Below are 12815 nucleotides of genomic sequence, written 5' to 3' on the forward strand. Positions count from 1 at the left end.
CGCGCGGCCGCACGCCTTATTCGAATTGAAATTCCAGCCTGACCCGGTGCTCCGTCTTCGGCCGCCGGCTGGCGAAATCAACGGCGTGCCAGACGGTGTCCATGCCGTCGTGGCCGCGCATGACATGCGTCCCGACGCTCGCCTCCAGCTCCCCGGCGTCGTAGGCGATGACCAGCCGGCGGCCCGCCGAGCCCTGCAGCGTCACGCGGCCGTCGCCGCGCAGGACCGGCTCGAGCCGGGTCACGACGCGCTCCGCAAACGTCCCCGGCTTGTCGCCGAAGCGGCACTCGTCCTCCAGCATGAGCAGCGGCAGCTCGGTCTTGCGCCATTCCAGCCGCCGGCTCAGCGAGTGAAGCCCCGGCGCGCGGTAGGCGTCCGCCAGCTCGAGCCGGAGCTCGTCCGCCTCCTCGCCGATCGACGCGGTCACGTCCCGCGCGGCGCTTCGCGCGCCTTCCGCCTGTACGTATCCGTCCGCGGCCGGCACGGAATGGCCCTGCGAGCCGTTGCAGGCGTACGCATAGCGCCCGGCGCCGAAGTAATCGGCCGTGTACTCGCCGCTGCCGAGGTCGCAGACGAACGTCTCGCCGTCCGCGGTCAGGATGAACTGCCCGATGTCATTATGGTTGTGCGGCTCGTCGTTGCGGCCGGCCTTGGCGGCGAAGCCGAAGCGTCCGCGGCCGGTCGTCTTTCGGCCGACGAGCCACTGCGCGTCCGGCAGATAATAATCGCCGTCCGCCCAATCGGCGCCCCGCAGCGCGGGATCGAACCAGAGCACGTTGCGCAGCGCATGCGCCCAGCGGCTGCAGTGATCGTCCGCATACGGCGCCCGCAGCGCGTCCGGCGGAACCGCGATGCCCGGGTAGAGGCCGGCCAAGTAATGCGACAGGCCGATCTGCACGTAAGCCTGCCCGGCGGAGTCGGAGAAATTCACCGTCGTGGCGCCGTCCAAGTACGCCTTCTGCTGAAATTCGGCAATCCGCCGGACTTTGTCGCCGCGGAACAGGTCGATGCCGCCCTTCGTCCGCTGCTTCAGCAGATCTGCGAAGTACGTGTAATAGCCGAAGCCGTAATTCCAGTAGCCGATCCCTTCCAGGCAAGCCCCGTCGGCGCCGAAGCCGGCCAAATAATGCTCCATCGTGCCGATCGCCTTGCCGACGATCGCCGTCAGTGCCTCGGAGCCCGGCAGAAGCAGCATTGCCGCAGAGGCGACGGAACCGGCGCAGACCGCCGCCCAGTTATGATCCGCGGTTTCCCAAAAGTAAGGCCCTTGCCGCAGATACGGCTTGAACAGCCTGCCGACGACTTCCTCCTCGATGCGGCTCCGCAGGAGCGGCGGCAGCGCCCCGTCCGTCAGTACCGAGATTTCGGCGAGCGCGAAGCCCGTCTCCGCCGCGAACAGATCGATGCAAGTATCCCGTTCCCGGCGGCTCCATTCGGGCGACTCGACGGCGAAGGCCTGACCGCCGTCCGTCTCCGCGGAGCCCCGCAGATGCGCCGGCAGGCACCACGTATATTCGCCGCAGATCGACCAGACGATATCCTGCAGCGCCCCGCGGTACGCCTCGTTCCCGGGCTCCAGCAGCGTCAGGAGCGCCATCGTGTTCAGCCTTCGCCGCTTCGCGAAGTATGCCCGCTCGTAGGCGAGCCGATGGCCCGTCCGCTCGAACGCCGCGAACTGCGCGTACGTCGGCTCGAGAATCGGCTCGCCGAGCAGCCTCCGCCCCTCTTCGCGGATTTCCGCGACGATGTCGCGGTAATCGTCGGCTTCGTTCGCTTGCCGCCAAAATTCGTCCTGTCCGCCTTCCGGAAACAACAGCCCGGCCCCTCCCGGCGCGCCGGCGGCCAAAGCAGCCGATATGCGCTCGCGCTCCATCGCGTCGCCCTCCCCTTTCCTTGGCTCGTACCTCTCCATTGTATATAAAACCGCATGGCGGATTTGGTCGAATCTTGAGCCGTCCGCATAATTATTTGACGGCGGCCTGGCAGGACCGGCGGCCTGATGTCCCCGCGCGCGAACGGGCCGCCGGAATCATCCGAAGGCGGCCCGGCGAGACGCCAAAAAAGCGGCCCCGGGTGCCTACGCACCCGAAGCCGCCGCATTGCCCGCCTTCGTTCATCCGTTCCCGCCCGCCGCCTCCGACACGCGGATCCATACCGTCATTTCGCCCGGCTCCCGGTTGCCCCACAAGTAATACGGAACCGCCCTCAGCCGGGCCGGGACGGACCGAGGCCGCTCCGAGCGCGGACGATAAGGCGTATCTTCCCGCCAGGAAGCCCGGTCGTCCGCCTGTCCCTCCGCCTCGAGGACGACCGCCCCTCCGGGCAGGGCGGCGTCGTGCGCGGCATTCAGCTCCGCGTCCGCCGGCACCGACAAGGACGCGAGCGGCCGGCCGTTGTCCGCCTCCTCCAGGCAGTACACGAGCGGCCCGCGCTCGATGGCGGCTTTGCCCGCGTTCGCGCGGATGTCGGGATGCGCTGCCGTCAGCCGCGCCGTCAGCTCGGGCGCCCACTCGACGACGTCGCCCGCCGTCCATGCGCGGCGCACGACCGCGTAGCCGTCCTTCGTCTCGTACGCCGCCGGCCGGCCGTTGATCGCGAGCGCGGCCTTCCCCCCGCACCAGGCCGGAATACGCAGGGCGAGCGCGAACGGCACGGACGGCGCCTCGGTCAGCTCGAAGCGGACGCGGCCTTCCCAGGGCAGCCAGGAGCGCTGCGTGACCGCGACCGGCCCGGCCGCTAGCGCGAAGCGCGCCTCGCCGCCGATGAAGAGATGCGCGTACACGGTGCCGGACGCCGGGTCGGCGGTATAGACGTACTCGTGCAGCGAGCTCAGCAGCCGCGCCACGTTCGGCGGGCAGCAGGAGCAGCCGAACCATTTTTGCCGGACCGCCTTGACGTGATGCCGGCCGGGATTGCGCGCGGACGCCTCCGGCCAGACCTCCAGCGGATTGACGTAGAAGTAATGCTTGCCGTCCTGCGACATGCTGGCGATCACGTTGTTATAGAGCGCGCGTTCCATGACGTCGGCGTATTCGGCCTTCGCCTCCAGCTTCAGCATCCGCTGCGCGAAGAAGATCAGCCCGATGGAAGCGCACGTCTCGGCATAGACCGTATCGTTCGGCAGGTCGTAGTCGAACGTGAACGCCTCGCCGTGATGCGTCGAACCGATGCCGCCCGTAATGTACATCTGCTTATGCGTCATATTGGCCCACAAGCGGCGGCATGCCGCGGCCAGTTCCACGTCGCCCGTAATGCGGGCCAAGTCCGCCATCGCCGTGTACATGTACACGGCCCGCACGGAATGGCCGACCGCGGCCGTTTGCTCGCGCACCGGCACGTCCGCCTGGTTATAGGCCATGTCCGCCGCGGTCGGCCGCAGCCGCCGCTCGGTCCAGATGCTCCGCCCGTCGCGCCGGTTCGTCTCCTCGACGAGAAAGTTCGGCTGCGCGCCGCGCTCGTCGATGAAGAACTGCGCCAGCTTCAAGTACCGCGCCTCGCCCGTCGCCCGGTGCAGCTTCACGAGCGCGAGCTCGATTTCCTGATGGCCGTCGTAGCCCCGGATCTGGCCAGGCCCATCGCCGAACACCTCGCCGATATAATCGGCGAACCGGCACATGACGTCGAGCAGCTTCCGTTTCCCCGTCGCTTCGTAGTAGGCGACCGCCGCCTCCATCATATGGCCCGCGCAGTAGAGTTCATGCGCCTCGTGCAGGTTCGTCCACCGCTCGTCCGGCGCCTTGACCGTAAAATACGTGTTCAAGTACCCGTCGTCGTGCTGAGCCAGCGCGATCAAGTCGATGACCTCGTCCGCCGTGCGCTCCAATTCGGGATCGGGATGCTTCGCCAGCGAATACCCGACGGCCTCCAGCCACTTGGCCACGTCGCTGTCCTGGAACACCATCCCGCCGTACTCGCCCTCCTCAAGCCCGGCCGCGATGCGGAAATTGCGGATCGCATAGCTCGGCGCGGCATCCGGGATGCGGTCGTTCAGCGCCTCCCATTGGTACGGAATGACCGTCTCCCGGACCAAGTCCATGTACCGGTCCCAAAAATCGTCCCGAATGCGTACGCCGCTTCCGGGATTGCCGCTGATTGGCTTCGCCACGAACGTCCTCTCCTTTTGCATGAAAAAATGATGGGATTTGAACATTGCCTACCGATAGTTTATCCTCGGAATAAAGGGACTTCTACGCCCAAAACGACACAGTTTCTTGCGATATTTAACCCTCACGAAAACAAGGAGGCCATGCGCATGTCCGACCGAAACGGCTTGATCGCGCTGTCGCTCCCGCCGCTGCCGTATTACGTCACGACCGGCTTGTCCGTCTTCGCCCCCGGCGACCAGCATCCGAACCGGCGCAATCTCGGCATCTTCGACCTGCTCTGGGTCGTGCAGGGCACGCTGCACATCGGCGAAGAGAACCGGCAATGGGAGGTCGCGGCGGGGCAGACGCTCCTGCTGCTGCCGGATCGGTACCATTACGCGGTCAAGCCGTGCGAGACGGAAACCGCATTTTACTGGATTCACTTCGACTTCGCCGGCGATTGGACGGCGGATGCGGCGGCCGAGCAAGCCCCGCCGCTGCGGCAAATGTGGACCAACCCGCGCACGCTCCGCCTGCCGCAATACGCCTCGCCCGCGGAGTTCGCCCAAGCGCGGGGACTGCTCGCCAAGCTGCTGGCGGAAGCCGGCCGCGGCCGGACGGCGGCGTACTGGCAGGAGCAGCGGCTGTTCCTGGAGCTGCTCGACCTGCTGGAGGACCGCGGGGCTGAGCGCGACGAGGACGCGCCCGCCGTCCGCCTCGCGAACAAGGCGGAGGCGTATCTCCGGCAGCACTTCCAGTCGGACATCACGAACCGTTCGCTGGCGGCGGCGCTCCATTTTCACCCGAACTACGTCGTGCGCTGCATGAAGGAGACGTTCGGCTGCTCGCCGATGGCCTATCTCCACCGGTACCGGCTGGAGCAGGCGAAGCTGCTGCTGCTGAAGACGGAATGGCCCGTCGCGCGGATCGCCGAGCAGACCGGCTTTGCCAGCGCCCCGTACTTCTCCGGCCGCTTTCGGCAATTCGCCGGCTTGTCCCCGCTGCAATTCCGGAAACGGTACTCGACGTGACGCCCGCGAAGGCGGCGGCGCGCGCGAGCGGGCGCGTTCGCGCGGTCGCTCGCGCGGTCGCGTTTATCCGGCGGCCAACTCGTCGATAATGGATGTATTCACATCCCTTCCGAGGCTCCGTACAAAGGTGGTCGCCATGTCGCTCTCGATATGCATTTTTTTGGCGTGCTGCGCCATTATCGCGCTCTCGCTCATTCCGAAGAAACTGACCGAACTTGAATCGCTGTTCGTCTTCTTCGGTTCCACGGTATTCGAGCTCAGCGTGTTTACGATCGTGCACGTCAACCTCGATTGGGTCATCGTTCCCCATAGCAACGAACCCGCTTTCGCCATTCTGGTCTTGCGCTTGGCCGTGATCCCGGTCATGCTGGTCATCGCCGCGCATGTCCTGCTATACGAACGGCCGTGGCTGAAATGGATCAGCGCGGCCGGCATATTGCTGTTCTTCATGCTGCTTCACTCCCTGGAGGTGAAGCTCGGCATCCTGGTGACGCCGCACTGGAACGCGTATTACAGCCTAGTCGTCTTCGCCGGCTGCATCGCGTTCACGCGCGTGCTGACGCAGCTGATCCTGAACGTCCGCAGGCGGGAGGAGATACGCTCATGATCATTTACGATACGCGGTTCAATATGAACGAATGGTTCGTTCTGTCCGGCTTTGTCATCGGGATCGGCCTCGTGCTCATCCTGCCCAAGCGGTTTACGCTGCAGCAAAGCATTCTCTTCTACATGTGCGGCGCGTACAGCGGCTTTTTCTTCGACCATTCCCTCAGCGTCACGCCGCTAAGCCTCTACGACGTCAACGACACGTCCGATTACGAATGGATAGACTTCCTGTCGTACTTCGCGTACGGCGCGGTCGCCTACATGTTTTTCTATGTGTACGACAAGTTCCGGATTAGACCCGCGTACATACCGGTCTATATTCTCATCTGGTCGCTCGCGTCCGTCGGATTCGAGTGGATCTCGGTGAAGCTTGGCGTTTTCCATTACAATTACGGGTATAAGCTCGCCTATTCGTTCGCGATTTACCTGTTCGTGCAGACGGCGTGGATCGCGCTGTTCTTTCGCTACGGGCGCGGGAACGCGGGGAATACGGGGTATGCGGCGGCGGACCTGACCAAGGCAAAAAACGCATAAGCCGGCTCGTTCGGACGAGGCGCCCATGCGTTTGGATTCGATGCGATGGCCAGCCGCGCTAGGCCAGCGCGCCGGCGATCCTGCTCAGATATGCCCCGCTGCCGCCGGACCCGTCGTAATAGATGGGACGGCGGCCCATGTCCACTGAATTTGAAGCGCTTTCATAATTTCGCCTTACAACCGGCTCCGCCTTCCGTCCGCCCGCGCCGGCGGCCAGTGCCTCGGCCAGCCTGCGCATGGCCGTGCCGTCCCCGTATACCCGTTGTAATACGGCGGATACTCTCCTTCATCGCTCTCACCTCCCTTTACTTCTACCTATTCGCCGCCCGGAAAATCATTCCACTCTTCTCTTGCGGGCACGGCTGCGAACGCGCGAAACGCCGGAAAAAGCCTTCCCCGGCACCGCCGGAGAAGGCTTGTATCCCAATAGTCCCTAGTATGCGCCGACGGGCCTCCGCTCCGCGAGCTGGCGCCCTCTGCCGTACGGAATGCACATCGGCGTCCCGAAGATCGGATCCTGCGCCACCTGGCATCTCATGTCGAAGACGTCCTCGATGAACCGCTCGTTCACGATGTCCTCCGGCTTGCCCTTCGTATAGATCTGTCCGCCCTTGACCGCCACGATATGATGCGCATACCGGCACGCGAGGTTGATGTCGTGGAGCACCATCGCGATGGTGCGGTTCTCCTTCTCGTTCAGCTCGAACAGCAGGTCGAGAATCTCGATCTGATGCGTCATGTCGAGGAACGTCGTCGGCTCGTCGAGCAGGATCGTCGCGGTGTTTTGCGCCAGCGTCATCGCGATCCAGGCCCGCTGCCGCTGTCCGCCGGAGAGCGCGTCGACCGGCCGGTCCGCAAGCTCCGACAGCTGGGTCGCCTCGAGTGCCCGCTTGACCGCCCGTTCGTCCTCGCGCGACCACTGCTGCAGGAAGCTCTGGTACGGGTAGCGCCCCTGCTTCACGAGCTGGTGCACCGTCAGCCCTTCCGGCGCGATCGGCCCCTGCGGCAAAATCGCGAGCCGCTTGGCGATCTCCTTGCTCGACAGCCGGGCGATGTCGCTGCCCTCGAGCAGAATCGAGCCCTCCTGCGGCTTTAGCAGGCGGGCGGCCGAACGGAGAATCGTCGATTTGCCGCAGCCGTTGCTGCCGATGAAGACGGTGATCTGGCCTTTCGGAATGAGCAGATCCAGATTCGAGAACACCGGCTGCTTGCCGTACGATAACGTCAAATTGTTCGCTTGGATAACGGACATGTCTTACCCTCCCTCATTATGCGCGGCGGTGGCGGTACAGCAGGTAGATGAAGAACGGCGCTCCGATCGCGGCGGTGAAGACGCCCGCGGGAATGTCGAGCGGGACGAACGCGGTGCGGGCAACCAGGTCGGACAGCAGCAGAATGAGCGAGCCGACGAGCGCGGAGGCCGGAATGACGCCGCCGTACGCGGGGCCGACCAGCCGGCGGGCGATATGCGGCGCCATGAGGCCGATGAAGTTAATCGCGCCTCCGATGGCGACCGCCGAGCCGGCCAGCGCCACGCTGACGAAGAGCAGAATCGTCCGCTTCCGGTTGATCGGGCTGCCGACGCTCGCCGCGACTTCGTCCCCGAGCTCCTGAACGTTCAGATGGCGCGCGTAGAACAGCGCCACGGGCAGCAGCACGGCGAGCCAGGGCAGCAGCGTAACCACGTCCCGGTCCCACGCCACGCCATAGATGCTGCCGGTCATGAAGGTGAACGCCTTGACGGCCACGGCCGTCGGCGTGAAGGATGCCATCAGGATCAGCATATAGGTGAACGCCGTCAGCGCCGTCGCCATGCCGATGCCGATCAGCACGAGCCGAAGCGGCGTGATGCCGCCCCGGTACGCGAAGAAGTAGATCAATCCGGCGGCGGCGAACGCCCCGGCGATCGACCAGATCGGCATGAACCGGATGCTGACTTGCGAGAAATACAAGATGAATACGATCGTGCCGAGCGACGCCCCGCCCGAGATGCCGATGACGTCCGGCGACGTGAGCGGGTTGCGGACGATGCCCTGCAGCAGCGCGCCCGATACGGCAAGTCCGGCGCCGACGAGGATGGCGATGACGACGCGCGGCATCCGCAGCGTCATGACGATCATTTCGCTCGAGGCGTCCCCGGCGCCGAAGATCGAACGGACGACGGCGAGCGGGCTGATCCTCGTGCTGCCGAGGCCCGCGCAGACGACGATCGCGACGAGGTTGGCGGCGACGAGCGCGGCGAGGGCGATGAGCGTTCGGCGTTCGATTTGGAACGAATGCTTGCGTCCCCGGACGGTGATCCAGCGGTTCATGTCAGGCGCGGCCTCCTTTGCGGGCGATGTAGACGAAGAACGGCACGCCGATGATCGCCGTCATGACCCCGACCGGCACTTCTTTCGGAAACGCGACGTAACGCGAGCCGATGTCCGCCCCGAGCAGCAGGACGCCGCCGAGCACGGCGCAATACGGAATCGTCCAGCGGTAGTCGATGCCGACCAGATAGCGCGACACATGCGGAATGATGATGCCGACGAAGGCGATCGGCCCCGCCACGGCGACGGAGCCGCCTGCCAGCAGCACGACGGCGAAGCCCGCCGCCAGCTTGACGAAGATCGTCTTCTGCCCGAGCCCCGTCGCGACGTCCTCGCCGAGCCCGAGCAGGTTCATGTGCCGGGCCAGCACCCAGGCAAGGATGAGCGCGGCGCCCATATAAGGCGCGGCGGAGGCGAAGATGTCCATGTCGCGGCCGGCCACGGAGCCGACGAACCAATACAGCACTTGATCGAACGTTTGGCCGCCCGTAAGCAGGATGCCGAGCGAGAGCGACGAGAAAAATGCCGTCATCGCCGCGCCGGCGAGCGTCACCTTGAGCGGCGTCAGGCCGTCGCTGCCGAACGAGCCGAGCAGGTAGACGAGCGCCGCCGTGAACGCGGCGCCGGCGAACGCCAGCGTGGCGAACGCAGACAAGCCCGAGACGTTGAAGAACGCCGACGAGGCGACGACGAAGAAAGCGGCGCCGGCATTGATGCCGAACAAGCTCGGCGATGCCAGCGGGTTGCGCGTGATACCCTGCATCAGCGCGCCCGCGACGGCGAGGCTCGCCCCGGCGATCGCCGCGATGAACGCCCGCGGGACGCGCGTGGTGCGGATGATGATCTGCTGCTGCGAACCGCTATAATGATTGTAGGCTTGCGCGACGTCGTGCCAGCTGAAGTCCGTGACGCCGTACAGGATGCTGCAAGCGATGCCCGTCAGGAACAGCAGCAGGCCGGCCAGCAGGCCGGCGACTTTATGCGCGCGCGTAGAGAGTAGAACGTTCATGCGATCCTCTTTCTCTTCTTCGGGAATTGGGAAGGACTATGTAGGACGACGTAGAGCAATGTATGGCGATGCGCGGCCTGCGGCCGAAACGAATTATTTTAACATTCAACTATTGTAGGGGATACGGGGGTGACTGTCAATGATTTTGAGAATCATTATCAAATCGATTGACGCCGGCTTCCAGGCCTGTTATAGTGTAGCTGACCAAGAATGAGAATCATTTTCATATCGAAAGGAAGCTTGAACATGTCAGCCATCATTAGTAAGAAATTCGCTTGGACCGTCTCCACCCTGTTGATTCTGTTCGCCGTCGCCCTCGCGGGATGCGGCCAGTCCGGTTCGAACGGCGCGAACGCCGGCGCCGATAACGCCAATGCCGGAAACGCCGGTTCCTCCAACGCCGCGGGCTCGAATGCTGCCGCGGATCCAGCCGCGGAGCGCACCGTTAAGGACGTCATGGGCGAAGCCGTCATCAAGGGCACGCCGGCACGCGTCGTCGTCCTCACGAACGAAGGCACCGAAGCGCTGCTCGCGCTCGGCGTGAAGCCGGTCGGCGCCGTCAAATCGTGGACGGGCAATCCGTGGTACGCCCATATCGCGAAGGACATGGAAGGCGTGACGGTCGTCGGCGAAGAGAGCCAGCCGAACCTCGAGCTGATCGCGAGCTTGAAGCCGGACCTGATCATCGGCAACAAAATGCGCCAAGAGAAAGTGTACGAGCAGCTGAAGGCCATCGCGCCGACGGTATTCTCCGAGACGCTGCGCGGCGCTTGGCAGTCGAACTTCAAGCTGTACGCGGAAGCGCTCGGCAAGAAAGCCGAAGGCGACAAAATCATCGCCGATTATGACGCACGCACCGCGGACTTCAAAGCGAAGGCCGGCGACAAGCTGAAGGATAAAGTTTCCGTCGTCCGCTTCATGGCCGGCAAAATCCGCATTTACCTGTCCGACACGTTCACGGGCGTCGCGTTCGAGAAGCTCGGCATCACCCGTCCGGATAACCAAAACGCCTACAAGGAAACGTTCGCCGAAGAAATCACGAAGGAACGGATGCCGGAGGCCGACGCGGACAAAATCTTCTACTTCACGTACGATACGGGCGACGGCAAAGGCAACCAGATGGAGCAGGACATGCTGAAGGATCCGCTGTGGCAAAGCTTGAAAGCCGTCAAGAACGGTCAAGCCTACCAGGTCAGCGACGCGATCTGGAACACGTCCGGCGGCGTCATCGCGGCGAACCTGATGCTCGACGAATTGTACAAAATCTACGACATTCAGCCCTAATGTTTCTTACGATAACGAGGCGGCGTCCGGATCGGACTCCGCCTCGTTTTTTTTGCCGCCATCGCGGCCTCGGTTGTTCAATCCCAATTCCATCAGCAGGAGAATCAGCGCCTTGACATAGTGTGCGGCAATATTTTCAACATATACCATTGAAAAACAAATAATGTCATCCGAGCATGCTGCTCCGATGACCGCTTTAACATGGCCGGTCAGACCCGATGTCTCGCGCCTCTCTCTGCCGGGCACGCTCAGCTCACTCCCCCTTGCGGCCGTTCCGCAGCTCTTCGGCGATCCTGTCCAGCCGCTCGATGATCGCGGCGTCGTTGTCGAGCCGCCTGCGCTGATTGCGCTCGATGCCGATGAGTCCCAGAATGACGAAAACCATAAAAAAGATCGCAAACACGGTCATGCGTTTCCCACTCCCTTCGCGAATGCCGGCTTCTCTGCCCGTTTCATTCGGTTTCAAAAGCTTCACGCGTTCTAAACATGTTCTCCCGTCCGGCTGTGATAGGATGATCTGGACAGCCAATCGAGGGAGGAAAATGATCATGCAGCAATCTCGTTCATTATCTCATAACCCCGCGGAACCGCCTATCGGGTTCGTCGCGTCCGGCTCCTATCCCGCGCGCGCGGGCAACGCGGTGCGTCCCCTCATCGACAGCGGCCCCGCCTTCCGGCGCATCTGCGAAGCCGTCGAAGCCGCCCGGCACAGCGTATGGCTTACGGTCACGTTCTTCGCCGAGGACTTTCAAATGCCGGACGGCCGCGGCACGGTGTTCGACGTATTCGACCGGGCGGCCGACCGCGGCGTCGACGTGCGCATCCTCTTCTGGCGCCCCAATCCGGAGAGCAGCGGCTACGGTAGGACGTTCGCCGGGACGGAGGCCGACCGCGCCCTGCTCGCCGCGCGCGGCTCGCGGTTCCGCGCCCGCTGGGACCGGACGCACGGCCGGTTCTGCCAACATCAGAAGGCATGGCTGATCGACGCCGGGCACGAGACGGAGACGTCGTTCGTCGGCGGCATCAATCCCACCTTCCGGTCCGTCGAGCCCGGCCACGCCGGCGAAGGCCATCGGCACGACGCGTACGTCGAGGTAACCGGTCCTTCCGCGACCGACGTGCACCATAATTTCGTCCAGCGCTGGAACCAAGCCAGCGAACGGGAAGAACGGAACGGGACGTGGGGCCATGACGGCGAGGACGAGCTGTCCTTCCCGGACCGCATCTCTGCGCCGCGCGGGACGATCGAGGTGCAGATGCAGCGGCAAGCCTCCCCAGGCCGCTATTCCGGCAGCCATCCGACGCCGGGCGGCGAGCCGTACGACATCGCCCTCGGCGAGCGGACCGTCCTCGCGCAGTACGTCCGGGCGATCGGCGCCGCCCGGCGCACGATCTATGTGGAGAATCAGGCGCTGCCCGTGCCGGAAATCGCGGCCAGGCTCGAGGACGCGCTGCGCCGCGGCGTGGACGTCGTCCTTCTCGTCCCCGGCGAGCCCGAAGGGCATGTGCGCGACTATCGCCGGCAGCCGGACAAGCGCGCCTTCTTCGGGCCGATCGAAGCGCTCGGCCGCCATGCGAACTTCACGCTGGCCGGCATCGCCGGACCGGACGGCCGCGGCGGACGGAGCAGCATCTATGTCCACGCCAAGCTCATGCTCGTCGACGATGTCTGGGCGACGATCGGCTCCTGCAACCTGCACGCCAATTCGCTTTACGGCCACACGGAGCTGAATGCGTCGTTCCAGGACCCCGCGGCCGTGCGGGCGCTGCGCCGGGAACTGTTCGCCGAGCATCTCGGCCGGGATACCGCGGAGTTGGATGACCGCGAAGCGTTCCGGCAATTCCGCGAGGTCGCGCTGGCTAACCGGGCGCGCATGGATCGCGGCTCGGCCGACTGGGAAGGGCTCGCCTTCCGGATCGATCCGGCGGCCTACGGCATCTGACCAGGGCCGGC

The 12815-nt window shown here is 64.5% G+C and carries 12 protein-coding genes; 5 read left to right on the forward strand and 7 right to left on the reverse strand.

What is annotated here, in order from left to right; all coding sequences use genetic code 11:
* Positions 1 to 16: 16 nt before the first annotated feature.
* Both ACFPB1_RS16400 and ACFPB1_RS16405 read right to left on the reverse strand, forming a co-directional pair.
* A complete protein-coding gene (locus tag ACFPB1_RS16400) occupies positions 17 to 1873 on the reverse strand; it encodes a heparinase II/III domain-containing protein (RefSeq protein ID WP_379227185.1) in 1857 nt (618 codons plus the stop codon).
* 240 nt (positions 1874 to 2113) lie between these two features.
* A complete protein-coding gene (locus ACFPB1_RS16405; protein ID WP_379227186.1) occupies positions 2114 to 4126 on the reverse strand; it encodes a glycoside hydrolase family 127 protein in 2013 nt (670 codons plus the stop codon).
* Positions 4127 to 4252: 126 nt separating this feature from the next.
* Here ACFPB1_RS16405 and ACFPB1_RS16410 point away from each other — a divergent pair, with 126 nt between their 5' ends.
* The 3 genes from ACFPB1_RS16410 to ACFPB1_RS16420 all read left to right on the forward strand — a co-directional run bounded on the left by ACFPB1_RS16410 (position 4253) and on the right by ACFPB1_RS16420 (position 6256).
* On the forward strand, positions 4253 to 5116 hold the full coding sequence (locus ACFPB1_RS16410) for a helix-turn-helix transcriptional regulator (protein WP_379227187.1): 864 nt from the start codon (positions 4253 to 4255) through the stop codon (positions 5114 to 5116).
* Positions 5117 to 5252: 136 nt separating this feature from the next.
* Positions 5253 to 5723, forward strand: a complete 471-nt coding sequence (locus ACFPB1_RS16415; RefSeq protein WP_379227188.1) for a hypothetical protein — start codon at positions 5253 to 5255, stop codon at positions 5721 to 5723.
* Positions 5720 to 6256, forward strand: a complete 537-nt coding sequence (locus ACFPB1_RS16420) for a hypothetical protein (RefSeq protein ID WP_379227189.1) — start codon at positions 5720 to 5722, stop codon at positions 6254 to 6256. Before ACFPB1_RS16415 ends, ACFPB1_RS16420 begins: the two co-directional genes overlap by 4 nt.
* A gap of 433 nt (positions 6257 to 6689) precedes the next feature.
* Here the strand turns inward: ACFPB1_RS16420 and ACFPB1_RS16425 are convergent, their stop codons facing one another.
* From ACFPB1_RS16425 to ACFPB1_RS16435, 3 genes are read right to left on the reverse strand one after another with little or no spacing between them, the layout of a single operon-like run.
* A complete protein-coding gene (locus tag ACFPB1_RS16425; protein ID WP_379227190.1) occupies positions 6690 to 7508 on the reverse strand; it encodes an ABC transporter ATP-binding protein in 819 nt (272 codons plus the stop codon).
* 16 nt (positions 7509 to 7524) lie between these two features.
* Entirely contained in the window at positions 7525 to 8568 is a 1044-nt protein-coding gene (locus ACFPB1_RS16430; protein ID WP_379227191.1) for a FecCD family ABC transporter permease, read from the reverse strand.
* A 1-nt stretch (position 8569) separates the two neighbouring features.
* On the reverse strand, positions 8570 to 9577 hold the full coding sequence (locus ACFPB1_RS16435) for a FecCD family ABC transporter permease (RefSeq protein WP_379227192.1): 1008 nt from the start codon (positions 9575 to 9577) through the stop codon (positions 8570 to 8572).
* 246 nt (positions 9578 to 9823) lie between these two features.
* Here ACFPB1_RS16435 and ACFPB1_RS16440 point away from each other — a divergent pair, with 246 nt between their 5' ends.
* Complete coding sequence (locus ACFPB1_RS16440) at positions 9824 to 10861, forward strand: ABC transporter substrate-binding protein (protein ID WP_379227193.1); 1038 nt, start codon at positions 9824 to 9826, stop codon at positions 10859 to 10861.
* A 6-nt stretch (positions 10862 to 10867) separates the two neighbouring features.
* Here ACFPB1_RS16440 and ACFPB1_RS16445 read toward each other — a convergent pair whose 3' ends face one another.
* Positions 10868 to 11107 (reverse strand): hypothetical protein, encoded by a 240-nt coding sequence (locus tag ACFPB1_RS16445; RefSeq protein ID WP_379227194.1) that lies wholly within the window; start codon positions 11105 to 11107, stop codon positions 10868 to 10870.
* 7 nt (positions 11108 to 11114) lie between these two features.
* Positions 11115 to 11411, reverse strand: a complete 297-nt coding sequence (locus ACFPB1_RS16450) for a hypothetical protein (RefSeq protein WP_379227195.1) — start codon at positions 11409 to 11411, stop codon at positions 11115 to 11117.
* On the opposite strand from ACFPB1_RS16450, the gene ACFPB1_RS16455 reads away from it, so the two are divergent.
* Positions 11410 to 12804, forward strand: a complete 1395-nt coding sequence (locus ACFPB1_RS16455; RefSeq protein ID WP_379227196.1) for a phospholipase D-like domain-containing protein — start codon at positions 11410 to 11412, stop codon at positions 12802 to 12804. The two genes, ACFPB1_RS16450 and ACFPB1_RS16455, sit on opposite strands and share 2 nt — an antisense overlap.
* Positions 12805 to 12815 lie beyond the last annotated feature (11 nt).

The sequence above is a fragment of the Paenibacillus sp. GCM10023250 genome (genome assembly GCF_042653205.1).
Taxonomy (GTDB): Bacteria; Bacillota; Bacilli; order Paenibacillales; family Paenibacillaceae; genus Paenibacillus_Z.